30 protein-coding genes are annotated in these 23,518 nt (G+C 48.7%); 2 read left to right on the forward strand and 28 right to left on the reverse strand.

What is annotated here, in order from left to right:
* Window positions 1-82: 82 nt before the first annotated feature.
* The 6 genes from tig to V4210_RS02195 all read right to left on the reverse strand — a co-directional run bounded on the left by tig (window position 83) and on the right by V4210_RS02195 (window position 5,556).
* A complete protein-coding gene (gene tig / locus V4210_RS02175) occupies window positions 83-1,366 on the reverse strand; it encodes a trigger factor (RefSeq protein WP_338520415.1) in 1,284 nt (427 codons plus the stop codon).
* A gap of 26 nt (window positions 1,367-1,392) precedes the next feature.
* Window positions 1,393-2,730: a histidine--tRNA ligase gene (hisS, locus tag V4210_RS02180; protein ID WP_338520416.1), complete on the reverse strand. Its 1,338-nt coding sequence runs from the start codon at window positions 2,728-2,730 to the stop codon at window positions 1,393-1,395.
* A gap of 420 nt (window positions 2,731-3,150) precedes the next feature.
* Window positions 3,151-4,017 carry a tyrosine-type recombinase/integrase gene (locus tag V4210_RS02185; protein WP_338520417.1) on the reverse strand — a complete coding sequence of 289 codons (867 nt, stop codon included), beginning with the start codon at window positions 4,015-4,017 and terminating at the stop codon, window positions 3,151-3,153.
* A gap of 294 nt (window positions 4,018-4,311) precedes the next feature.
* Window positions 4,312-4,689: a hypothetical protein gene (locus V4210_RS02190; RefSeq protein WP_338520418.1), complete on the reverse strand. Its 378-nt coding sequence runs from the start codon at window positions 4,687-4,689 to the stop codon at window positions 4,312-4,314.
* Window positions 4,690-4,927: 238 nt separating this feature from the next.
* Window positions 4,928-5,026: a hypothetical protein gene (locus V4210_RS04350; protein ID WP_411912128.1), complete on the reverse strand. Its 99-nt coding sequence runs from the start codon at window positions 5,024-5,026 to the stop codon at window positions 4,928-4,930.
* A gap of 98 nt (window positions 5,027-5,124) precedes the next feature.
* Entirely contained in the window at window positions 5,125-5,556 is a 432-nt protein-coding gene (locus tag V4210_RS02195) for a hypothetical protein (protein WP_338520419.1), read from the reverse strand.
* Window positions 5,557-5,915: 359 nt separating this feature from the next.
* On the opposite strand from V4210_RS02195, the gene V4210_RS02200 reads away from it, so the two are divergent.
* Window positions 5,916-6,266: a hypothetical protein gene (locus V4210_RS02200; protein WP_338520421.1), complete on the forward strand. Its 351-nt coding sequence runs from the start codon at window positions 5,916-5,918 to the stop codon at window positions 6,264-6,266.
* On the opposite strand, the gene V4210_RS02205 is transcribed toward V4210_RS02200, so the two are convergent.
* The 12 genes from V4210_RS02205 to V4210_RS02260 all read right to left on the reverse strand — a co-directional run bounded on the left by V4210_RS02205 (window position 6,263) and on the right by V4210_RS02260 (window position 15,577).
* Complete coding sequence (locus V4210_RS02205; RefSeq protein ID WP_338520422.1) at window positions 6,263-7,240, reverse strand: hypothetical protein; 978 nt, start codon at window positions 7,238-7,240, stop codon at window positions 6,263-6,265. The two genes, V4210_RS02200 and V4210_RS02205, sit on opposite strands and share 4 nt — an antisense overlap.
* 2 nt (window positions 7,241-7,242) lie before the next feature.
* A complete protein-coding gene (locus tag V4210_RS02210) occupies window positions 7,243-7,545 on the reverse strand; it encodes a hypothetical protein (protein ID WP_338520423.1) in 303 nt (100 codons plus the stop codon).
* Between the two features lie 590 nt (window positions 7,546-8,135).
* Window positions 8,136-8,393, reverse strand: a complete 258-nt coding sequence (locus V4210_RS02215; RefSeq protein ID WP_338520424.1) for a hypothetical protein — start codon at window positions 8,391-8,393, stop codon at window positions 8,136-8,138.
* Between the two features lie 12 nt (window positions 8,394-8,405).
* A complete protein-coding gene (locus V4210_RS02220; protein WP_338520425.1) occupies window positions 8,406-8,726 on the reverse strand; it encodes a hypothetical protein in 321 nt (106 codons plus the stop codon).
* Window positions 8,726-9,709 (reverse strand): GH25 family lysozyme, encoded by a 984-nt coding sequence (locus tag V4210_RS02225; protein ID WP_338520426.1) that lies wholly within the window; start codon window positions 9,707-9,709, stop codon window positions 8,726-8,728. Before V4210_RS02225 ends, V4210_RS02220 begins: the two co-directional genes overlap by 1 nt.
* Before the next feature lie 23 nt (window positions 9,710-9,732).
* The gene (locus tag V4210_RS02230; protein WP_338520427.1) at window positions 9,733-10,065 is read right to left on the reverse strand and encodes a hypothetical protein; all 333 of its coding nucleotides are present in this window, start codon (window positions 10,063-10,065) and stop codon (window positions 9,733-9,735) included.
* A gap of 21 nt (window positions 10,066-10,086) precedes the next feature.
* Window positions 10,087-10,509: a hypothetical protein gene (locus tag V4210_RS02235; protein ID WP_338520428.1), complete on the reverse strand. Its 423-nt coding sequence runs from the start codon at window positions 10,507-10,509 to the stop codon at window positions 10,087-10,089.
* Window positions 10,506-10,961 carry a hypothetical protein gene (locus V4210_RS02240; protein WP_338520429.1) on the reverse strand — a complete coding sequence of 152 codons (456 nt, stop codon included), beginning with the start codon at window positions 10,959-10,961 and terminating at the stop codon, window positions 10,506-10,508. Before V4210_RS02240 ends, V4210_RS02235 begins: the two co-directional genes overlap by 4 nt.
* Entirely contained in the window at window positions 10,958-11,458 is a 501-nt protein-coding gene (locus V4210_RS02245) for a hypothetical protein (protein WP_338520430.1), read from the reverse strand. The genes V4210_RS02240 and V4210_RS02245 overlap by 4 nt, the downstream gene beginning before the upstream one ends.
* The gene (locus V4210_RS02250) at window positions 11,455-12,543 is read right to left on the reverse strand and encodes a hypothetical protein (RefSeq protein ID WP_338520431.1); all 1,089 of its coding nucleotides are present in this window, start codon (window positions 12,541-12,543) and stop codon (window positions 11,455-11,457) included. Before V4210_RS02250 ends, V4210_RS02245 begins: the two co-directional genes overlap by 4 nt.
* Window positions 12,543-13,430 (reverse strand): phage distal tail protein, encoded by an 888-nt coding sequence (locus V4210_RS02255; protein ID WP_338520432.1) that lies wholly within the window; start codon window positions 13,428-13,430, stop codon window positions 12,543-12,545. The genes V4210_RS02250 and V4210_RS02255 overlap by 1 nt, the downstream gene beginning before the upstream one ends.
* A 2-nt stretch (window positions 13,431-13,432) precedes the next feature.
* Window positions 13,433-15,577, reverse strand: coding sequence for a tape measure protein (locus V4210_RS02260; protein ID WP_338520433.1), 2,145 nt, complete (start codon window positions 15,575-15,577; stop codon window positions 13,433-13,435).
* Between the two features lie 56 nt (window positions 15,578-15,633).
* Between V4210_RS02260 and V4210_RS02265 the strand changes: the two genes are divergently transcribed.
* On the forward strand, window positions 15,634-15,975 hold the full coding sequence (locus V4210_RS02265; RefSeq protein WP_338520435.1) for a hypothetical protein: 342 nt from the start codon (window positions 15,634-15,636) through the stop codon (window positions 15,973-15,975).
* 2 nt (window positions 15,976-15,977) lie between these two features.
* On the opposite strand, the gene V4210_RS02270 is transcribed toward V4210_RS02265, so the two are convergent.
* From V4210_RS02270 to V4210_RS02315, 10 genes are all read right to left on the reverse strand, one after another.
* A complete protein-coding gene (locus tag V4210_RS02270) occupies window positions 15,978-16,274 on the reverse strand; it encodes a hypothetical protein (protein WP_338520436.1) in 297 nt (98 codons plus the stop codon).
* Window positions 16,274-16,657 carry a hypothetical protein gene (locus tag V4210_RS02275; RefSeq protein ID WP_338520437.1) on the reverse strand — a complete coding sequence of 128 codons (384 nt, stop codon included), beginning with the start codon at window positions 16,655-16,657 and terminating at the stop codon, window positions 16,274-16,276. Before V4210_RS02275 ends, V4210_RS02270 begins: the two co-directional genes overlap by 1 nt.
* Window positions 16,658-16,746: 89 nt before the next feature.
* The gene (locus tag V4210_RS02280; RefSeq protein WP_338520438.1) at window positions 16,747-17,253 is read right to left on the reverse strand and encodes a hypothetical protein; all 507 of its coding nucleotides are present in this window, start codon (window positions 17,251-17,253) and stop codon (window positions 16,747-16,749) included.
* Window positions 17,254-17,272: 19 nt separating this feature from the next.
* Window positions 17,273-17,659: a hypothetical protein gene (locus V4210_RS02285; protein ID WP_338520439.1), complete on the reverse strand. Its 387-nt coding sequence runs from the start codon at window positions 17,657-17,659 to the stop codon at window positions 17,273-17,275.
* Window positions 17,656-17,997, reverse strand: coding sequence for a hypothetical protein (locus V4210_RS02290; protein WP_338520440.1), 342 nt, complete (start codon window positions 17,995-17,997; stop codon window positions 17,656-17,658). The genes V4210_RS02285 and V4210_RS02290 overlap by 4 nt, the downstream gene beginning before the upstream one ends.
* A gap of 2 nt (window positions 17,998-17,999) precedes the next feature.
* Complete coding sequence (locus V4210_RS02295) at window positions 18,000-18,347, reverse strand: hypothetical protein (RefSeq protein WP_338520441.1); 348 nt, start codon at window positions 18,345-18,347, stop codon at window positions 18,000-18,002.
* Entirely contained in the window at window positions 18,331-18,981 is a 651-nt protein-coding gene (locus V4210_RS02300; protein WP_338520442.1) for a hypothetical protein, read from the reverse strand. The genes V4210_RS02295 and V4210_RS02300 overlap by 17 nt, the downstream gene beginning before the upstream one ends.
* Before the next feature lie 18 nt (window positions 18,982-18,999).
* On the reverse strand, window positions 19,000-20,898 hold the full coding sequence (locus tag V4210_RS02305; protein WP_338520443.1) for a head maturation protease, ClpP-related: 1,899 nt from the start codon (window positions 20,896-20,898) through the stop codon (window positions 19,000-19,002).
* Between the two features lie 90 nt (window positions 20,899-20,988).
* Complete coding sequence (locus V4210_RS02310; protein ID WP_338520444.1) at window positions 20,989-23,301, reverse strand: phage portal protein; 2,313 nt, start codon at window positions 23,299-23,301, stop codon at window positions 20,989-20,991.
* Window positions 23,302-23,505 carry a hypothetical protein gene (locus V4210_RS02315; protein WP_338520445.1) on the reverse strand — a complete coding sequence of 68 codons (204 nt, stop codon included), beginning with the start codon at window positions 23,503-23,505 and terminating at the stop codon, window positions 23,302-23,304. It abuts the gene before it with no gap.
* Between the last annotated feature and the right edge of the window lie 13 nt (window positions 23,506-23,518).

The raw sequence follows: 23,518 nt of genomic DNA on the forward strand, positions 1-23,518 counted from the left end.
TGATTACTATTTTACACCATAAAGGCATTTTTGTCAATACCAGCAGAAGCGGTATAAGTGTCGCCCGAGCTACCCTGAAGGACTATTTGTTCAGTTCTATCAGTTTTTCGACCGTTTTGTCGGTGATCATGCGGTTTGCAATGTCACGGTGGACATTTGGATCGTTGAAGCGTTCAGCTATCTTTGGATCTTTGCCATACTGTTGCTTCATGGCCTCAATTTGCGTGGATAGTTCTTCGTGAGAAACTTCTACGCCCAGCTCTTTGGACAACTCTGCCAGCACCAAACCAGCCTTGACACGCTTTTCGGCAGCAGGACGGGCTTCTTTGGCTCGCCAATCATCCTTGTCCTTAAACTTTTGTGTCTGTAGGTAGCTGTCAAGTGTCAATCCACGGTACATCAAGTTCTGCATCAAATCTTGCTCAATTGACCGGACTTGATCGTCAATCAACAGCTCAGGCAATGCCGCCTTAGAAGCTTCCGCCAATTCTCCCACCAAATCATCTTTCAATTTTTCGTCAGCTTCACGCTCTTTCTGATTGGTGATTTCGCGTTTAATGTCAGCTTTGAATTCGTCTACTGAGGTGAATGGACCGCATTTGGCAGCAAATTCATCGTTCACTTCAGGCAGTGACAATTCATTGACTTTGTGCAAGGTCACCGTAAAGACGACGTCAGCACCAGCCAACTCCTTGGCGTGATAGTCTTTCGGGAACGTCAATTTCAAATCAAAGGTTTCGCCAGCTTTGTGACCAACCACCCCCTCTTCAAAACCAGGGATAAATTGACCAGAGCCTAACTTTAGCGCAAAGTCTTTCGCTGCACCACCATCAAATGGCACATCATCTTTTTTGCCAGTAAAGTCGATGACCGCTTCATCACCTTCTTTGGCAGCACGCTTAACTTCTGTTTTCTCAGTAAAGTTTTCACGCATCCGAGTGATGATTTCCTCTACTTCTTTGTCCTCAACTTTGACGGCTTGCCGTTTAGCCTTCAGTTTTTTGTAGTTACCCAATTTGACCGGTGGGATGATCTCTACTTCTGCAGTGAATTCCAGTTCCTGACCTGGCACAAATTTCTTCACATCAACCGCTGGACGGTCCAGAGCCTGGATCTTTTCTGCCATGAAGGCCTCGGCTACTGCTTTGCTCAGAGCATTGTCCAAGGTCTGCTCCTGCAGCGCCGCTGGGTTGACATGTTTTGCGGCAACACTAACGGGGACCTTGCCTTTGCGGAAGCCCGGCACCTTCACATCAGCCGCCATTTTAGTAAGCGCTACTTGCTCGGCAGCTGACAGCTCTTCGCTACCCAGTGAGATGGTCAATTCTACTTTAGTATCTGATAGTTTCTTTACAGTCGTCTTCATATCTGTTGATTATAACAGATATAGGGCTAAGCCTCAAATAAGGCGTCCTCATCACCATCGTATCGGTGATCAGTCACCACGCTAATCATGCGGGTGAAATTGACTTTTTGTTCAGTTGATTCGACTAAGTTTTTCACGGTGTAGGTTTCTGATTCTAACTCTTCTGGACCCACAAACACGGCAAACGGCACTCGCTTTTTCAGAGCAGCTTTCAGTTGTTTGTCGATCTTGCGACCCGTGATGTCGAGCTCAGCAAACACCCCTTCAGAGCGTAACTTCCTGGCAAGCGCATCGGCGCCGCTCATGACTTCTGGACTAACTGGGATGATGTACACATCAGTGTGCGTGGCTAGCTCCGGTAACAACCCGTGGACTTCCAAAAATACCTGCATGGTCGTTGCACCCATACCGACACCAACCGTCGCCATCGGTTCAACACCAAACAATCCGACAAGCCCGTCGTACCGACCACCGCCAAACATAGCACGATTGTTTTCTGGCGCATTGTCAAAGAACTCAAAAACCGTGCCAGTATAGTAGTCCAGGCCTCTCATCAATGTCACGTCAAATACCGCATTGGTCACGCCTTTTTGTCGCAGCAGGTTCATGACGGTGCGTATCTGCTGAACACTTGGACTATCGCTCAGCTCAGCTGGTAAATCATCGACGCTCTTCATGCTAATCATCTGAGCTAGTTTCGGCAGCCCTTCACGCGAGCCCTCAGCACCAAAAATTTCAATGGCTTGCTGCTTGAAGGTCTCCGGCGGAATCTTATTTTTCTTATCGAGCAGCTTTGTCATCATATTTGCGCCGATGACATCCAGCCCCAAAAATTGACCAAGGAGTTGATTGACCAGTTGGCGGTTATTTACTCGCACTGTAAACATGTCGGGGCGCGCGCCAAAGTTCAGCACTGAGCGATAACTCATCTCGATGATTTCGGCATCAGCCATGGGACCGTCCACACCAAACAGGTCGGCGTTTAGCTGCCAAAACTCACGCTCTCGCCCGCGTTGTGGGCGTTCGTAGCGCATGAAATTTGCGATCGAATACAAACGTGCTGGCACCGCAAATTCGTGTCGTCTGGCTGCCACCATGCGGGAAATTGACGGCGTCATCTCTGGACGAATGGTCACCTGCCGACCGCCACGGTCTTCAAACGCGTAGGTTTGCTCACCTGCCAATTCTTGACCTGACTTTGCCAGATAGATGTCCATGGGCTCCAGCAACGGAGCGCCGTATTCTTCATAGCCAAAACTTTCGACGGTTTTGCGCCAAACGTTAAAAATATAATTTTGCAGACGTTTTTCCTCTGGGAAATAGTCTCGCGAACCTTTGTAACTTTGTGTTGATAAACTGCTCATGTTAGTTCCATTATGTCATTATTTCTTCTATATATCAATCAAAAACGCCGAGGCAGAACTCGGCGCGGACAATCAAAAAATCAGAGCTCTACCTCGGCAACACATGCGGATGATGGAATGTGAATGAAATCATAGGTTAATTATAGGGTATTATAGACTGTTTGTAAACATGTTTGTTGACAAGTACGCGAATAATTGATATATATAAATCACTGAAAAATATTACATGATAGAGCAAACCGCTCAACCATGAATCTTGTTTTTCCAGTGATGTTAAAGGCCATTGATGGCGGTGGTTGCCGCTCATCTGAACTGTCTTCAGTATAGCAAAACGCAAGCGTTCTGTCAATACGCTTGCGTTATAAAAATGGGCAAAATGGTGCGAAAACTGTGGAAAAGTCCGCACCATTACCTCTGTTATTATGATGTTGCGCTAAATTTCAATCTTTCAAAGCATGCCGCCATCTGTCCGTCCAATCCATGCAAATATCGCTGCGTAATTACCGCGTTTGAATGGCCGAGCATCTCTTGCGATTCCATGAGCGTCGCCCCATTGCGTTGAATGTCTGTAGCGAACGAATGCCGCAGCGAGTGTGGGTGAAAATTGCGAAATCCCGCCAGATAAAACGGCTGCCGCATTAAATGCCGCAGCTCCTCTACACTAAGCAGTGTGCCGCTCGACTTCTGCCACAAATAGTCATCAATACGCCGACTAACGACCCACTGTGTCAATCTTTCGCGAGCTTCTCGGCTCATATGTACCTCCCGCCGTCTGCCGCCCTTGCCAGTGAATACGATCATTCTGTCGGTGATATTCAATAGTCGCAGATTCCGCAGCTCAGTGATACGTAAGCCGCAGTCAAACGATAATTTAATCAGTAGCCACTGTATCTGATTGCAATATCCCAACACCTGCTCGATTTGCTCTCTCGTGTAGAAAACGCGGCGAATCGGCTCGGTCTCTTTTTGCTTAACAATGTGGCGAATCTTTAATTCAGGCATCTCCACGCCCATATCTCTGAAATATCTGAACATTGCCACCACATGGCAAATTCGCGTATTGATAGTCCGACTGTTTAGCCCGCGTCGTGCCTGAGCGGCTATCCAATCGTTCACCTGCTGTGTTGTGATCTCTCCTAGTGTTTTGGCCGGCACGTTGGCCCGAAAATCCATCATCACCCAGCGTTTAGCACTCAATGTTTGGCGGCTCATCCGGCGCGTAAACTCGCAGTACTCCAGATATTCGTCAAAAGCTCGCTCGATTGGCATAATTGTATTTTTCGTCATGATTTTAACTCCACTTAAAAAACCAGTTCTATATAGAATTGCTTATAACGAACCTTAAAAGCTCAATTGTATATAGAACCCTCACATTTAATTTTCTGATAATTCTGTTATCAAAAATGGGCGGTGGCGGGCGGATTTGCACTAACTTGAATAAAAAATACGGCCAGACGGCCGCTTTCATTACGCAAAACTCCCAAATACTCGCATATATCTAGGATTATTGCATAATATTTGTATACAGGCAAACGCAAACAAGCCGCTACGCGAGCGGCGTCAAAATGTCAGCAGTGATTGCTACGTTATCAGGTTGTAGCTGTGCTTCATCTGCGCCAGCTTATCTAATCCATCAATGTTGATCGGTAAGGCTGCCTGCTCTTGCATTTTCTGCTTGTGGCGTTCCTCTGCTGCCCTGGCCTTCGCCTGTGCGATCAGTTTGCGCAGCCAATCCACCGTCTTCGCCAGATTCTTACTTGACCAAATAAATGCGAAGTACTTGCGTGGATTACGTTTTCGTTTCGCCAATTTAATCGAATAATCGAACTCTCTCGCATAATTGATCTGTCGATTTCTAAACATCGGCAGGTAATTATCATCGGTGATTAGCTTTGTCGCCTTGCCTAATCGCTGCTGCATTTTCTGAACTCGTCGCTCGTCTATGGTTATGTTCCCCATTTTACCCTCAAAATGCCATTTTGCTCTTGACAAACAAAAATAGCCTCTAAAATTGATAACAATTTTTTGAGGCCAGATACAGACAGCCCGCCCTGATTTACATCTGGGCGGGCTGAAAATCCTGTACGTTCACCGTCGATTGTAGCAAATCTGCTTCATCTTGTCAACAAAAACGCCCCCATTTTCAGAGGGCGGAATAGGTACATGGATGTTCAAACCATGCGTTTGCAGTTTATCACTATTTATTAGATTCCGCAACAGCAACGTCAGTAACGACCAGCCGTCGTATATATTCGCTAACTGTCATATTCAACTCGGCGGCACGCTTGACGATCATCTCGTGATCGCTCTCTGAAACTTTTATGTGTATATGTTTAGTTTTCACACTATACCTTTCTGCCCGATACGATGCCTCGGGCAGGGCTCTGTTAATATTTAATAAATAGCACTGACGGTAAAATATTTCAATCCGTCGTAGCGAATTTCAGCTTCATCGTTACCACTCGATTCAATCTGCTCTACTGCGTTTCTGAGCGCCTCTCCAGCATTAAACACCTCTGCCAGCTCGTCGTCGTCATTGTAAAAGAATATAGTACCGTTATCTACTACCGCTTCATAATCCTCATATCTATCTAGCTCCTTCACCGTCTCAATGATATTCTCTAGCATAGCCTCTTCATCCAATTCGATGCTGATGTTCTCGATTGTAGCGTTCTCCGCTGTACTTCTGCTGAATCGTTTACGCATCTCTCTCTTCATAACCGTCTCAAGTTCTTCTATATCACCCCTCAAGCTCTTATCTGCTTCAAAAGTGAATTCTTGTGTTGGTTGGTCGCCCGTGTAGTACCACCCTGTAAATGTTGCCATTTTCTTATCCTTTCTTGGCGGCGGCGGTTGAGGGGCTGTTTATTTTTTAGTGTTTGTGTTTTCTAGGTTTTATTTTCTAGTTTTGATTTTTCGTTTATTTACAATCTCCAATTTTACAGTGATTTTAATTCTGAAAAACTGAAAGGTTGATTTGAACATTTTTATACCTACTTTCTTTTGCCGCCGAATTGTTAATTGTTGCTTGGTTGCCCCTCAACCATGTCTTTAGTATAGCAAACGTGTTGCCGTATGTCAACACGTTTTACCAAAAAAGTCAGAGATTTTTCGACATTTTTCATCACCCCCGTTAAACCTGTGGAAAACTCGCAATATTACACAGTATAGTCCTACCACGACACTTGTCGCCAGCAGCTCGTGGCGACCGCAGCACGTCAGAAGTCGACACCGGCATGAAATGGATTGACGGCCGCACAATTTACCAGAAGACATTTGCGATGGGTGGCCTAAAAGTTGCTGGTAAAACAACGAAACCGCATGGCATTGAAAAACTAGATATGGTTATCAATATTCGTGGTATTGCGAAAGAAGACAGTATTGGCGCAACTATCAACTTACCTCACGCTGCTGATCAACAAGCTTACACGGTGACGGTTTATGTCGACAATAATAATGTCAACATTCAAACCTACGCTGATCAGTCTGGATATAAGACCTCATTTGTCACCATACAATATGTGAAAAAAGCCTAAACAATTCCAATTGCCACCCATGAAATCCCATGCCAAGCCCCACCAAATATGCCAGTTGTTGAAGCGTTGAGTGTCGTACCGGTGTTCGTAACAACGCCAGACTCAATATTCAGTCCACTGCCGATCACCTGATTAAATTCGCTGATACTGGTAGCTTTGCCGCCTGTCTTGTAGCCAATTAAGGTCGGTGACATTGAAAACACCTGCTTGAATTGCTTTGGAAAAACAACAGGCACTGGCTGTCTTTTCGTGCTATTTCCCCAGAATTGCACCCAGCCAGTTTGCACTAAGATATTGCCAGTAACGCTCTGGCTGACACCGTCAGCACTGAATGCTAACAGAGCTGATGAGCTGAGATGTCGTGGTAGGACTATATCATTGCCAAGTGCGTCAGAGCCAATCACGCCGTTTTTGAACATTTCAGCCCTGTTAATCCGTCCATCAGCCAACGTGGCTGGATTACGCCTATCAGTGATGACAGAGTCGAGAATTGTCGTCGTGCCAGCGTTTACGCGTATCTCAGCGATGACTTCATATGGATTAGACGCACCAATCTTCGCCTTGATCTGCGATGGCGTTGGTGCGCTTGGGTTAGTCGCTGGCGTGCCTGGAACGACAACGGCCTTTGTGCGATTCTCGTTGTTAGCGACGGCTTGCGACGCAGCCACGTTTGTGTCGATGTAAATCACCACCGCGTCAATTCGCGGATTGGCGCTGTTTGCCGTGGTGACACTCGCTTGAACTGGCTGCGTACTCAAGTTGCTCACTGGAAACGTTGCCGACATAGCGTCACGCACCAGTAGATCGTCAGGTATACCATTCTCCCCGCCGATCAGCACATTCATGCCGACAGGGCTGGCTTGACGCACTCTAAAGCCGCTAATCCACGAGCCGACAAAAGCATTTCCGAGTGCGTGGAATAGTGCGCTATCAGTAGTGCGGCCACCGTTGCTATTAGGAAAACCTAGCGCCATAGTTATTTTTCGTCAGCGCTTTCAGCCTCAGCCTCGGTGGTGTCGACCGTCTCGACCTCAGCATCATCATTGGTATTTTCAACTTCTGGCTCAACAACCTCGTCAGCAGACTCTACTACTGGTGTCTCTGGCTCAGTAGGCTCGCTTTCAGCCTCAGCCTCGGTGGTGTCGACCGTGCCTTTGGCTGCCGAAATACTCACGTACGGCCCGCTGTGTGCATCGCCTTTGACGAAAATATAATAGCCGTCAACTGTTCGACGAATCTCGCCGCCCTTATAATTCTGTACTTTTTCAGTGTTTTCCATATGAATCCTCCTGATTATAAATGTACAGATTAGGCGATTTGACATTATTTGCCGTGGAAAATATAGCGGTACTCTTTATATAGGCGAATAACGATTCTTTTGAGTATAATAAACATATTCTAATTATAGTATAGTCCTACCACGACACTTAAAATGGTCAGACTTCATTCAGGCGAAACGAGACAGCACTAACCAGCCAGTTGAACCTGTCATTTTTCAGTATGGTCGAGCAAGAGTAGTAGCCCCAGCCGACACAATAGAGACTACGACGACCGTTACGTTTCCGAAAATATTTAAGAGTGGAACGGTACCGACTGTTATTTGCACCTACAACGGATACGGCAACAGTAGTGATCCATGGACGGACGCACCAAATCCGTCTTGGGCTGGTGCGGCAATTGGGGCGGTTAGTATCACAAACTCATCATTTGCGGCGAGATGTCGCCGCTTTGATGGTGCTATGCTGAGAGGTTCATATTACTTCAGCTGGATCGCAATTGGCGCAGTCTAAACTATAAAGAAATCCTTTCTAGTTCAAAAACCGCCTCGGAGCTTATCGAGGCGGTTTTCAGTTGTTCGGAAATACCGAACTACTCAACGGCCTGCTGCATCTGACGCACTAACTCAATGACTATCGTCTTAGCGGCCGACAGTCCAGCAGCAATCGCAGATAGCGTAGTCGCTAGTGCCAGTGCCCACAACTCGCGCCAACTTGCCGCAAACAACAAATTTACTAGGTTTACGCCTGCTAATAAGAATGTTGCGATAAACGTTTGTAGAAACGTCCACAATGCTCGAGCAACAACATCTTTGTAGTTGATATTTTTCAGTGCTTCTAGTGATTTCATGCTATTCTCTCCTTACATTAATCCAAAACTGCTGCTGGAGCCGCTCTTTAGCAGACAGTTTTCGGTATTTTGAATTTTAGCGTCTATTGTTCGCTGGATTACAGCACCTCGCGGGTCTTTCAGCGGCTCGCCCGTTTTGGGATCGTGCCATCTACTCAAGCCTGGGACGCTGTGCGCGTCCACTAAGCATTGCAGGCAATCGTTGTATGTCGAGCCTGCTGGCATCTCTGGCGTGGTCTCGCCAACGTGCAGCGTCACGCAGCCGCAAGCTTTGCACTCGCGGAAGTACAGGCTCGACTTCGTGATGGTGATTTTTGATAAATCTGGCGCCATTATGGTAACCTCAAAACGTCGCCTGGGTGGATTAGATCCGGGTTTGGCAGGTTGTTGATTCGAGCCAGCGTCTGCCAGTCTGTGCCGTGCGCAGCCGCGATAGTGCTGAGGTTGTCGCCCCATTGAACCGTCACGGTTCGTTCGGCCGGCGCGCTTCCGCCTGGTACTCGCAATACTTGGCCTGCATAAATCAGGTTTGGATTCTGAATGCCGTTGATGGCTGCTAAGTAGTGGTAATCTACGCCATATTTTTCGGCGATCTCACTCAGCGTATCGTTTGGCTGAACTGTGTATGTCGGCTGTGGCTCTGGTGTTGGTTGTGGGTTAGCAATTTGCCCGCTGTGTCCAGCTGGTGCTGGCGCTCCGCCTGCGTACTTATCCCACGCTTCAGCGTCGCCGTAAAACTCGTTACAGTCGAGGTTTCCACCCCAGCCGTCAAGTCGGCCGCTTGATGTCCACTGCCACATTGCGTAGCCGTCCCAGTATTTGACGCTTGGCGGCGTGCCGGCCTGGCTCATGTCGTAGTTGAAGTCGACGGCCATGTCGCGATACTTCGCCACCCAAAGTCCATAGTCAGCGCCAGCGACGCTGCTCCAATCGTGGCTGTTTACCACGCTCTCTGACATGTAGATGAGCGGCTTCACTCCTGTGCGTTCCTGTACACGGTCGAGCCAGCGCTTTGCCCACGCTACGTCGCCAACATTTCCGCCGTCTTCCCAGTCGAGAATAAGCATAGCGTGCTTAATGTATCCCTGGATATTGTCGACGAAAAAGTCAGCTTCAGCGATTGCGCCATTGCTGCCATTTCTCGCAAAGTGATAAACACCGAGCTTTTTGCCGGCTGCGGCCGCCTGCTGATAATGCTCGTCGCAATTTGGGTTGACGTAGTCAGTTCCCTCGGTTGCTTTTACTATTACGAAATCTGCCGGGATTTTACCGGCGTCCAAGCCAGCCTGCCAGCTTGATATGTCGATGCCTTTCATTTGACCTCCTATTAAATTAATCATTACGGTTTATTCACGACTCTCACAATCAAATCGACCATAAAGCCAATCACGGTAATTACCGCTGTCATTACGCCAGCACCAATCTTGGCTTCGCTCTTGGACAGATAATTGCCTTGCATCAGTTCCACGCGGGCTATCAGGGCTTTAAGCTCCTCGGCATCGGCTTTCGATTCAGCTAGCTGTTTGACCGACTCCGCCAGCCGCGACACATTATCGTTTATTGAGCTCAGCCGCTCATTCAGTACGTCGTCGCGCGCAGTCATCATGATGCCCAATTCCCGCACCGTTTTGGGTGTTTGATTCATCGATTCCTTGTCTCGTTTATCGTTCATTCTCACTTACCACATTACAGATTAGACATATTCAACCCTCAGCTCACCGTCAGACGTAGCGAACGCGTAGATTTTGAACGTGTTGCTGCCGAGGTCGACTAAAAAATCTGATATATTTAGCCACGTCTGTACACCGCCATTGCTTCGCCGGCGTTGGAAATAGCGAGTAACATCCTCTAGTCTTGAACCATGGCTGCTGCGCCTGCCAACCATCAGCTTAAAAACCATACCCGACTGATACGTACTAGCTTTCGGCGTAAATACGATTTTGAACCGCCTCAGAAACATTGCGTCACGCTTGTCGATCGCCGCTTCTAACTTGATACGAAATACCTGCACGCCGTCAGCACCAACACGCTGTGCTGCTTTCATCTCGGTAATTTCACGCTCGCACCGCGTAATGATTCGCGCCATCGTCTCGCCGTCTATCTCTTGAATCCTCATAACATCCTACTTTCGATTGTCAAATCGACACTAGTATTTGCCACCACGGCACACTTCATCTGCGCCAGCACGCTACTCAGTCCCTTTCGCACGTACGCGTATGCAAACCATCTGCGAACATGCCGCGCGTCGCTTGATATCGGTATTATGTCAATACGCGTCGGTGCTGCACTGTTTATCAGTATCTTGTCAATAATCAGATCAGCCAACAAGAACGTCTTGTCCTTTCTTGCCGTCGCCGTAATGATAAATGGCACGCCAGAGGCTTGCTGCTGTCCGCCAACCACGTTAGCAACCTGATTGAAATCCCACTCGTCGTTGCTGGCACTCTCGTAAAACACCAGCCCGTTTGATGCCATCACCTGGCTAGTCTTGAGGTCGCGGATGTTGCGATCAAGTGACGTTAGAATGTCTGTCAGCTGGTTTTCAGGCAACATACTCAGCCGATTCATAGCAGGCTCGCTTTCATGCCGAACGACCCCTTATCTGTCCCCAGAAAAATACACTTGGCGTAGACGTATTTTGTTTGCCCTGGTCGTGGACTGTCGATAGTGGCGCTGGCACTAAACACCAGTTGATATGGCAACTCTAACTTATTGATATCTGGCGAACTCTGATCAATAATACTGCCAGTAATCGGCTGCGCGCCCGCTAGCGTGTCAGGGTTATCGCCGATATAAAACTGTGGCAAAAACAGCACGTATGGCCACTGCTGTTTACGTGCGGTGAATGTTGTTTCAATTTTGATTATTCTTCCACTAGGAAAAGTCGGGTCATATGTGACAGGTATCATCGCGTCGTATTCCTGTACACTTTTCGTTTCGTAATAAATAATGCCAGAGTTGTTGCTGGTTCTCTGCGCCGCTTTCATTTGCTCAGAGGCACGCAGTAGCGCCCGCAATCTGCCAATGGCACGCCGCTCCTCCACTAGATTCAATCGTCCGCTCATAAGTCGTAATTATCCAGCGTTAGAGTTATTTCCTCGCTCATGTTCTCATCAACTTTCACTGACAGCTGTTCAATACGATAGTAGCCGCTTAGTGGGCAAGATGAATACTTATTTTGCTCAACTACGATACGGTCGCCCACGCCGATGCTGTTCAAGTCAAACTGCGTCCCGCGCACTGTGACGCGCGGCAGGTCGACCAGGCGACTCATCACGGCAACATCAGCCTCGCAATGCCCCGCCAACGTCGATAGGTTCTTGATGCTATTGTATAGCTGCACTTTTTCGCGCAGGATAAACTCCTGCTGGCTCAATACATCCTCAGCACTATAGCGGATTGTCTCCTCACCCATACCAGAGGCCTTGCCTATGATGTTGTTGTACAGGTTTGCCCCAGATTGCGGCAGCTCCATACGAATCGCACCGATACCCAAGCCGTCATCAGGATAATGTACCACTACATCTGGCCGTTCGTTGCCCAGTGTCTGAAACGTCTCGAACTTGCGGTCGTAGGTGAAACGGAAGTCAAATTTGCCGTCCTGCAAGTTCGTTAGCGACACCAGCGCATCTTTGGCGTTGATATCCTCCCAGTCGTCCATTCTGTCGCGTTGTATGCCGGTGCGGTACTGCCTGCTACCTCTAGTGATGCCGACGTCGCCGTTCGGGCGATTCTGCGCCTCCTGAATGACGCCCCAGGCAATGTCCGTAGTTTCAATACCTTTCCAGCGGCCGTTCAAGTATCGCGCGTCAATCAGATTCAAGTAGCCGTCGCACTGCACCAACACTCGTGCATTGTCGGTATTCAGGTTGCGGTTCGCTTCCACCGCTACCGAGCCAAACAGATACTCGCCATTACGCTTGATTTTGATGTCGCTCACCCACGGCTTTAGAATCGTGTTTGGGTCTTCGCTAATCCGCCGACACTTCTCCTCCCAGTCTGGCATTGACATGTTAAAGTCTAGCGACTCTACGCCGTTTCGCGTCATGCTCCAGTCGAGGTCTTGGCAAAGTCTGGTGATGTCGGCTACCTTTGTTTTGCCACGATGCCATAGCTCGATAGTGTAGCGTGGTGGTACGTATTCATCCATTACGCAACTCCCGTGTAGCCGTTGTACCACTCGACGATAGCTGTGCCAGTATCAGCACTGTTCGAGGTATTGAAAATCAGCTCATTTAGCCCTGGCACTAAACGCCAGTATTGGCTGCTGGTGAGGTTGTTATCGATACCTACCCCATTTAGCGTCACTTCTCGGTTGTATGTATCAAATACGATTGTGTCGCTGTCTGTCGTGCTGATATTTAGTGCCAATATTTCGCCAGTTGTCTGGTTGGACACGGTCGGATTGGTGACTTTGCCAGTAATTGTGATTGTTGGCCAGACGTACGTATTGCCGTCGTTGATGGCGTGGTTCACTCCTCCGCCGGCCACCCAGTGCAAGCCGTCACGCTCCCAAAGCAATCCCGTAGGGCTCCACAATAAACCACCGTCACGCGGTCGCTCGAGCGTAACTCTCTGTGCTGCACCGTCAGTGTAGTCGTACATTCGCGGATCGCCCGCTACTAGCTCGATGTCATAGTCGGCAATGAGCGGCCACTCAATCTTTGGATCAAGAGGCTGTGTCAGCTTGGTAATAGTCTGATAAACGCGTCCAGTTGGCGTGAATAGCTGCACCCGCAACTTGTCACGGATCTTGATGGTTCTAGCGATTTTTGCCATCTCGGCGTGCATTTCGGCCAATTTTCCGTCATGCTCCACCAACACGAAAAAGCTCAATGGTATTTGTCGCACGCCGTAAAACTGCTCATCTACACTACCGCCATCGGCACCAGAAAACACATATTGGCTGTTGCGAACATCGGGGTCACCAAAGCCCTTCAGTGGCGGTGTTAGGTGGGATAGCCCCTGTTTGCTGCCCGCCAGAAATACACTCTCGTTAGTGCGCATGTTGGTAATTTGCACGTCATAGGTTCTCATATCTAGCCCCTCCTCATCTGCTGCACCAAGCTGCGGTTATACTGGTCAACGTCGATGCCGTTGGTGAGGTTGACGGTTTGGTTGATTTGAGGTGTATTGCCGCTAGATGATGTGCCAGTACCTCTCTCGTTCATAGAGTTCTTCAAGAACTGACTCAGCTTACTCAGTGGGATAACGGCCTCCGGCTCACTACCCTCACCAATCATGGCTAGGGTTGCTTTTGTAGCGATGCCGCCCTCTGCAAGTTGCGGAATATTGAGGTTCGGTATTTTTGGAATATGGACGCCAGGAATAGCGTTGATAATACCTGTCGCCCAGTTTATCGAGTTGATAAATCCGTTAATCATTCCAGAAACAAAGCCTAGCACACCATTTATGGCACCTCTGAACGCCCCGCCGATAGCATTGCCTATAGACACACCTACGCTACCAAAAATACCAACCACACCGTTCCAGATACCTCTGAACCAGCCCGCTAATCCTCCAAATACACTAACTATAGCGTTCCAAGCCCCTCTGAATACGCCACCGAACCAACCGGCTACGACGCTAAACACGCCGACTATACCGCCCCATATGCTGCCGAACCATCCGACAGCCGCTCCCCATACGCCCGCAATAAGATTCCAGGCTCCAGTAAATATTCCGCCGAAGAACTGCACCACCGGGGTGAACGTCGCTACGATGAAATCCCAGACGGCTTGGAAGACGGCAAATATTTGATCCTTAAACGTAAAGAACAGCCCGATGATCAGCGCCACTGGCGCAAATATCACCGCCAAAATTGTAAGCCCCCATTGCTGCAAGAAAGCTACAACGTTATTAAATACGGTTGTGATACCTATCCAAATACTACTAAAAAAGCCGACTACACCACTAACAAACCCGCTAACAACCTGACCAATAGCTCCGAACACTCCGCTGAACCAGCCAACTGCTGCGCCCCATACTGCCGTGATAGCGTTCCACGCTTGGCCAAAGATATTGAACTTTACCTGCAAAAATACCAGTGCACCGACGACTGCGGCAATTGCCACGGCTATGATTGTAAATGGATTTAGCCCGGCTACCGCATTGAATGCCGCCATGGTCGACTGCCCATTCTTTAAAGCACCGATGAAACCTCGCAAACCGATGGCACTTTTTGCTATCGTTGTCGCAAACTGACCAACTTTCATTGCTACAAACGCCGAGCCTAGCGCTGCAATGGCTGGCACAGCATTGTCTATGATGAAATTGGCAAAACCAACAATCGTTTGCTTGTTTTCTTTCAGAAAGGCGGTGAGCTTTGTGACGCCGTCACTAAACCTGGCAAATAGTCCATTTTGGTCAACTATCAGCCCCTTTTCAGAATCCACCCGTACACCAATAATCTCTAGTCCGAGTGACCGAATCGAGCCCTGCAAGCTAATCATTCTGTTCTGAAACGTGTTTGAGAACTTGCTAATATCAAGACTTTGTGCATACTCCGCCATAGCCGCCGTGAACTCCTCGGCGCTCACCTTGCCGCCATTGATTCTACCGGCAGCTTCCTCCATAGAAATACCAAATTTCTTGGCCAAGATTGTAGTTAGCGGGATATTATTGTTGATCAGCTGTAGAGCATCTTGTCCAAATAACGCACCACGGCTCGTAACCTGTCCAAAAACCAGTGCTAAATTCTGCAAATTTGCACCAGAAACGATAGACAGCCTACCTAGGGTATCCATGTCTGGTATGACCTGCTGTGCCGTGCGTCCATAGCCTAGTAACGTAGAGGCTGCTTTTGAAGCATCGGGAAAAGCGATTGGCTTACCAAGTACCTGATTGTACAGTTGACCAAAAACCTTGTTGGCCGCCTCGGTTGACCCAGTGAGCGACGCCATCTGCGCTTGTGTTGTTTGCAAGCCACTGGCGAGGTCGATAAACTGTTTTGCACCAAATGTACCGCCACCGATAACCCCGGCAGCGACGATACCAAATTTTTTTATCGTATTAGCAACGCCACCAAAGCCCCGATTTAGCCCGTCAAAAAACTTGCCATATTTTGATTGAGTCGAGTTGAGATTTCTCTCGCTCTCGTGCATCTTTTTTTGGACATTGCTCATAGCGGTGATTGCACCACTCGAATCAACACGATATGTGATAATAATCTCACCTTGGTTCATGACGTTATTACCCTGTCTATGCTATGATTGTGGTATAAGACGAAAGGAACTCTTAAATGAATAAACAACATCATCTGTCTAAAGAATGGCTTATAAAGAAGCTGGTTTTTTGGTTTTGGCTGCACATGATTACATTTGGTGTAACCGCTTGGCTCGCCTATAGAAAATACCGCAACGTTTCTTTTGAGCTGACAGATACCGCCATCAAGTTCAGAAATGGTAGGCTCACTCGTACAATCAATTATCGAACGATAGAGGGCTTTGTGCGAAATGGCAATACCATCGGGATTACGACGATTGGCGAAAAAATCATTGGTGGTTCGCTTGTCATCTCCGACATTGAAAATATTGACGAGTTTGAGTCTCATCTGGAAAAATACCTTGAATCTGCCAAATAACCCTACCATTTTGCCTGCTTCTCCAATAAACTGATTAGCTTGTTGGCCTTTTTGCCACCAAGCGCAGCGGTAATTATCGCCATTTGCTGTAACGCCTCTTGTGCCTTGAATACACGAGCTGCTTTGATTAATAATTCAGAGTCTCCGTATGGCATCTCTACCGCCTCAGCAAACGGTATTTGATAGTAGTAAACTAGAGCAGCAGCGGTGATTTTCTGATTCTTCAAAATATCCTTGGTCTGTTTTTCAATCAGCAAGGCTAGCTTTTCTGGATCGTACTGCTGCTCGTGGTCTTCCATTACTGCAATACCTCGACCCCCTCAGCACGAAGTGTTGCGTAATCCTCAGTCGCTAGTCTGAATAGCTCTGTCATGAATGCTTCGAGGTTTTCATCTCCGATTAACTCGACGAGTTTATCTACTTCTGGTGCGCCATCAATTGGCTCTAGATTAGAAAGCAGCTCACCACTTAGCGAATTGGAAACGATTGCCTGTAGCTGTGCACCGCCCACGCCCTTGACGCTACGCCTAGCATCATATTGAGTTGCAACCACTTTTGTGCGGCTCAGTCGCGGAACAACATATTTCAAGGTACTCACATTACCGTTGTCGCTCATTTCAAGCGCCATGACAACACGCGGCGCACTAGTCTGGCTTTGAGTTTTATTAAACTTAAACGCCATCTTATCCTCCATTTCATAGTTGTAAAAACTACATTACTTTTTATCAATTTAGGTATTGACACGGTGTTTTTAGTACCGTGCCACCCCTGTTACGCAAATGTCAGTTCGCCCTCGACAAACTGACCGTTGACAGTAACTTCGTACTCAGTCAAGCCATCTTCCAGTGACCAGTCAGTTAATGTTGCGTCTGCATCTAAAATATAAATAGTATGCTTCGCCTGTGATGCCAATTTAGGTACCAGCTTTAAGGTACCGGGCACTTGTGTCGAAGAGCCCTTTTTTAATCCAACTTGGACTGCACCACTTGTGCCGACAGTAACACCGTCTACGTTGTCGATTCTCTCACCACTGTCATAAACATGACCTGGTACGATATTCTTCAAGTTCTCCTGACCAATATCGGTAACTTTAAACTTCATACTCGAAGTAAACTTCTTGACCACTTTTAGGCTTGTGCCGTCTATAAAATCGCGCGTCACCTTGTCATCGTCATTGTCTGGTTCGAGATCGTGTACGCCCAGAATTTTCTTAAAATTCTTGCCGTCTTTTGTACCAAAGTACAAATCGTGTGTCAGCCCAGAATATTCAATTGCCATTGCTTTCTCTCCTTTTGCCTTAATCTTTCAAAACTAATGTTACAGATTGGGCACTCCATACCCCCATCCGTAGTTCAGAGGCTTCGTAGGCACTGTCTTGCATCGGAAATACACTCACACGAATGAATCTCGCGTCGGTGTATGGCAATTGCATCAATGCCGTTCTCAGCTTGCTGTCAAGCTCGTACAGCTCGGCCGCATCGGCTTTTACTACGGTGATAGTTAGCTCGGTAGTCAGCTTGGTATTACCTAAGTTACCGCCGTCGTATTCACCGCCGCTAGCCGCAACTGCTACCATGCCGTCCTGGATCTTACTTGCCGGCAACCGCCCGACGAACACATTTTTGCCAAGCTCTCCGCCAATGGCAGTAGCCACAACTTTTGCAATCTCCAATGTTACATTCATCTAAAAAACCTCTTGTAATCTTTCATGGTGCTTCTCACACCCCCGTCAACGAAACCTTTGCCAGTGCCGGCCGTGGTGTACTTACGTACCACATGTGTGCCATTCGCACGCTTGCCGCGGTTCTGGTACTGCGAGTAAACCGGCTTCCACGTCAATCTGATAGCGTCTCTACCGATTCGCCTCACCTCGACATTGCGAGACTTGAGCGACCCCCTACGCTTGAATGGTGCGGTGAGGTTAGCAACCATCAGCGTGTGATTTGCCATGGCGTTTAGTCCTGTAGCCGCCTGATTCTGGAAGAATCGTTTAACAGCGACTGTATTGTCGACCACCGGCATGATCACACCTCTCTGTCGAGCCTTGTCAGCTCAATCTCGACATGCTGTACTGTACCGCTGGTGACAACCGCTCTACCAACTGCCACATTAGCAACGCGGTACACTCGCTTAACGCCAAACAGCGTCACTTCGGCAAAATATCCCTCGATCGAGTATCCAGTTGATGACAACCAGCTATCTCGGCCGTCCAGATACGCTCTAGCATCACCTGTCATGGCATCGTAGCTACCGCCGCGGGTCAAGCCACTTGTCTGCTCGATGACACACTTCACATTGTGCCGCTCGCCTCCCGTCTGGCGGTATACACCGTCTACGGGTGCGACCAAGGTGATGCTATCGCGGAATATCATAGCGATGAACTCCACGCTGGCTCAGTGGTGCACCGAACGTATCACCAGATACTACACACGAGCTGACTGGCCGTACGAACTTCGCCAGTAGGTCGACATTCGCCTCGGCGAACTGGTCAATAACTTGTTTGGTGTTGTCATACGTCACTGAATGACTCAGCACCGTCTCAGATTTTACGTTGTTGTAAAAACTACCTTGATTAGCTATTGACAGCGTGTCAAATAGCCTTGCGATGAGGATTTTCAAGCCGTATGGCAACGGCTCGCCATATCCCCACGCTGCTTTGACGACATGTCGCCCCGTCTCCAGTGGCTCAGCCATCTCAATGATGTTGAACCAGCTGGCGTTCAGTTCGTCAAACTGACTTACACACTTGACTACCAGCGGCTTGCCACTCTCAGTGGTTACCTCTGGTAGTAAGCTGGTGAACGGATCGACAATTAGAAAACGTGAGCCGCAGGCTGCCTCATACCGACGTGACGTATTTGCCTCGCCCTGCATCTTGACATCCAGCAGCGCTTCCAGTGTCTCTGTCACCTGCTGCAATAGCCGTTCAAAGTAAGTATTTTCGGTATCAGAAAGGGGGCGTAAAAGTACGCCCTCGATATCTTCTTTAGTTACCAGTGCTGCCATCTCTTACACCCCTCTCTGTTAGGCTACATGTTTAATAGCCACTGCTGTCGCGATGCCGCTCAAGCCACCACCTGCGAAGATTTCCTGCAAGTATTCGTGCTTGTTCTGCTTCAACGCAAAGTTGGTGTAGCTCTCGATTGATTGATCGCCGACTACCTTGTATCGATTGAAGACAATCAGATATGCGTCGTTATCAGGATCATTGGTGTCGTTGAACCACTGCGGTGTGATTTTACCAGCCAACTCCAAATCCTCTAGGATATTGACACCTGGCGTATACAGCATGTGTCCATCGCTACCACGCTCATCTTTCAACGAAGTGATGTAGCCGCGTTTTGCAACGATGTAGACATCACCCTCGGCTTCAATCAAGTCCATCGCATTCAGAATTGAAGTACGACGGCTTTCTTTGGCTTTCGGCGTGTAGGTTTTAGCAAACACGTTGCCAGCCTTAGCGTCAGCTTTGACAGACACAAACGATTTGATCTTGTCGTCGCTAGTATCCTCTAAACCATCGCCAATAACCACTGCACGCTCGATTGACGCGATAATCCGCTTTGGCAATTCCTGCAATACGTAACGCAACAGCGCGCCAGTGCTCTTGTTCTTGCGGATAGTCTCTTTGTCAAGGGTGAGGTACTTGTAGATGTACTGACCCTCAAGCACGCGGTTCTCGATGGCAATCGTAGCCTCTTTCTTGTCTTTACCAGCCTGGTGTCCCAACGCACCGTCAGTATTGGTGTCCCAAGCTGTGTTGTAGGCATCCAATCCAGTCTTGTCGACCAGATTCCAAATCGGGCCGCCCGCCTTGAATGCACTCTCAATCGCTTCAACGACTGGTGTTGGGAATAGTTTGTCGGCACCAGTGACAGCCATCTGTACACCGTTAGCCTCAAGCTTGTCCATCCACGCTTCACGAACAGCGGCCGCACCAGCACCTGCCTGTGCTACCAGCACGTCAGCAAAATCTTCTAATGCCTTTGGCGTGTCCAGGTAATTTACGACAGTACCTTTGTCGACAGCTGCTGGATCAGCTGGTTCTTTAACTTGCATCTTTGCAATATCTTTCGGATCCATTTCCGTATCCTCCTCAGGATTGTTATCAGTTGGTTCATCCGGCTCTGATTGCTCAGCTTCGTCAGTAGGCTCTGCCTCTGGCGCGGCTTCCGGTACCGCTGTTTCGTCAGTCTTCGTTTCAGGTTCAGGTGCATTTTCGGTCGGCTCTGCCGCCTTAGCTGCTTCAGCCTCTGCTTTCGCCTTGATTTGTTCAACCAGGCTCTGCATTGGCTTGGCATCTGCCTGCTTTACGGCCGACATACTAAACGCAAAGTTCATACCCATCGCATTTTGCACGCTCTCGTCTTGTTTTTGCTTCTCTGGTGCTTCAGACACCTCATCGGCAAAACCAAGCTCGACAGCCTTATCGGCAAGCATCCACGTTTCCGCCTCCAGCAACTCAGCGATCTTTTCATCGCTCAGCCCTGTTCGCTTGGCGTAGATAGGCGTGATGCCCTCCTCGATTTTCATCAGAACGTCTTTGGCTTTCTCCATGTCGTCCACCGTGCCAGCCGCGTAAACGGACGGGCGGTGAATCATGATCATTGAGCCTGGCGACATGATAATCTTGTCGCCTGCCATCGCAATTACTGATGCAATCGACGCCGCTAAACCATCAACTCTGACAGTGACATTTCCGTTATGATTCACAAGTGCGTTATAGATTGCCAAGCCTGCAAATACGTCGCCGCCGGGGCTGTTAATGACAACTGTCAAATCGCCCGCATGCTGCTTGAGTTCTTCGCGAAAGAGGTCGGGTGTGACTTCGTCACCCCACCAGGTATCGCTCGCGATAGGCCCGTCAAGTATAAGCTCTTGATTATTCGACGAAACGGAATTGCTCCACTTCCAGAACTTCATGCTTTATTTCCTTGTTAAAGTTTGCTTTCGACTCCTGCTTGCCCGTCCAATTTGAGCGTTTTGCTCTCGTCTTATTTCTAAGACTACAGATTACGATTTATCGAACTCATAACGCACCTGGTCGTCTGTCGAGGTAGCGTTGACGATCTTGATGTTGTTGACGTGCTTGCACTTCGCATTGCTACAACGCACCTGTGCGATCATCTGCGTGACACCCTTGATGTTTAGGTAGCGGCCGCACTCCTCGCATCGCAAATCTAAATCAGCCATCTCGTCATCGATAATTCGCCGCTCAGCATTGAGATACGCCTTGACGACGCGGTACTTCGGATGGCAATGACCGTTCGGGTGGACATCATAGCCATCGTTCTGTGCAAAGTTGTTGATGAATATGCCGCCGTCCCTGCCAATGATTGCTTCATTCAGATTCAGGATCGGCTCATCAACTGCCACCCACTTATCGATTAGCGTGGCACAAAACTCACACGGCTTGCCGGTCTCACTCTCCATCGCTTTCTCGATCAGCGTTCCTGTTTGGTTTTGCACCTGCTTCATGGCTTCAACGCTTGACAGTGCGTCAGCTCGTGATATCTCAGTGCGAGCCATTCGCTGCACCCGCCATTCGTCGGTCTTCATAATGCCACGCAGCTTCTCCTCTAGCTCAGATTGTGCCCAGCCGTGCGATGCTGCATGATCAAGCACACGGCGGATTGAGGCGGCCGTATCGTCAGCATATGAGCGAGCCACATTTAGTAGATATGCTCGGTATGCTTCCTGTGTTGATGCTGCCACCACAAAACCCGTTAGCTCGGCGGTAGACACTCCGTTATCTATCAGTAGCTGCTTACCATCCTCAAAGTAAATTGCGCCCTGTACAATCATCAACGCCACGATAATCAGCAGCAGTGCCTCGGCAAATTCGTTTTGCTCGTCGTCCTCTTCAGTGCTGTTTTCGGCCGTCTGGCGTGATTCAGCAATCGCTCGGTCGACTTGCTTCTGCATAAACTCAGTCGTTGCGTCATAAATCAGCTGCTCAAAATCATCGAGCGTCTGCGGCTGATCATCGGCTGATGCTTTTGGGCTGGTGCCGTTCGCTTCTCCCCAAACCCCCGTGTCGCCAACCTTGCGGCGGTCTGGCGCGTCTGCCACTTCATCGCCCTCGTCAACATCTGGCTTATCATTTTCAATCTCTGGCGGTTTATAGTCGCCCTTACGCAATAGCTTGAAATTATTAGGTAGCTTTAGTGCATCAATGATGCTCTCGGTGCTATAGCCTGCTGCCTCCAGCTTCAAAATGGAATTGATACGAATATCATCAGCTTCAGCCTGCACTTTGACCTCATCGACAACCTGCGGAATAGCAAACTCGTAGGTGATGGCCACGCCCATGCCGCCGGTGATTCGGTTCAGCTCGTGCGTCAGCTGTGTGTAGTTGCGTAGCAATAATGGGTCAACGACGTTCTCAGCAAACACCTGCTTTGACACTTGTGCGTTAGCGTACGTAGCTGTGTCATCGATACCTTTCATAATCGCCGATACGCCAAATGACGTATCAATTCGCCTATCCACCTGCTTAAATAAGTTCTCGAAGTCAATATCTTTGTTCGGTTGCGAGAACGGCACCCACTCAATGGCTGCACTGCCTGACGGGATGCCAGTCTTTATATTGACTGGACGGTGCGTGTATGTGATGTTGTTATTATTGCCAGCTCCGCGATGAGAATCTTGCAACATTGCCACGCTTTCTTGAAACAACTGTTGTGTTGGTGCGGTAATAATGAATTGCCCAGCCGGCACTGCTCCATTCTCGAAGAAGCCAGCTTGGAAATCGGCAATGTAGTCGTCGAGTGTTGCCCAACGGCGTGATGCTTCAGACGGTGAATAGCCAGCGTACAGGTCGTTTGGATCAACGCCGCCAGGCAGCACTAGCACCTCGTCCTCAGTGAACGTCTGCGAGCCAACCGTATATGTCGTCTTGCCGCCAACTCTAGAGACTCGTGGAAACTCCAGGAATGTAAAGCCGGCGATATTCTTGCCGCCCTGCCCCATGAAGTCGCCGCCAGGTTTTGCTGTGCCGCCGTAGTTACTCCATACCAAAATGTATGTCTTACGCAGTGACAGTGTCGATACGGCTACCTTTTCTGCGAACGCTACGGAGCTGTCAGACTTGTTTGGGTGGTACAGTGCATTGATGACTTCGTGTGGCACCTGCTTGCCGTTGCCGTCAATAGCAAACGGCCGCACCGTCATGTACTTATTGGCAATCGTGCGAATATTAGGATAAGCCGTCGCGTAACTGCTGGCTCGGTAATGATCGAACATCGATAATCTTTGAAAAGCAGGGTCGACACCACTCACCCGGCGCTCGCCCCTTAATCCCATAGCTGTTTTAATAATTCCCATCTACTTATTACTCCTGTATAAATAAACCGACCAAAATATTAGCTGCACACCGACAAATACCACTGTGGCGACCTTGCCGCCATAATATAGCCAAATACAAAACGGCACACCGATGAACATCAGCAGCCCTATCCACGCCTCAATGACAGTGTCCCTGTCTGGCTTTTGAAACTTTAATTTGCGCAAAAAGTCTTTCAATTTCATATAGTCCTCTAAC

This window comes from Candidatus Nanosynbacter featherlites, from assembly GCF_037013405.1.
GTDB classification, from domain to species: Bacteria; Patescibacteriota; Saccharimonadia; order Saccharimonadales; family Saccharimonadaceae; genus Nanosynbacter; species Nanosynbacter featherlites_B.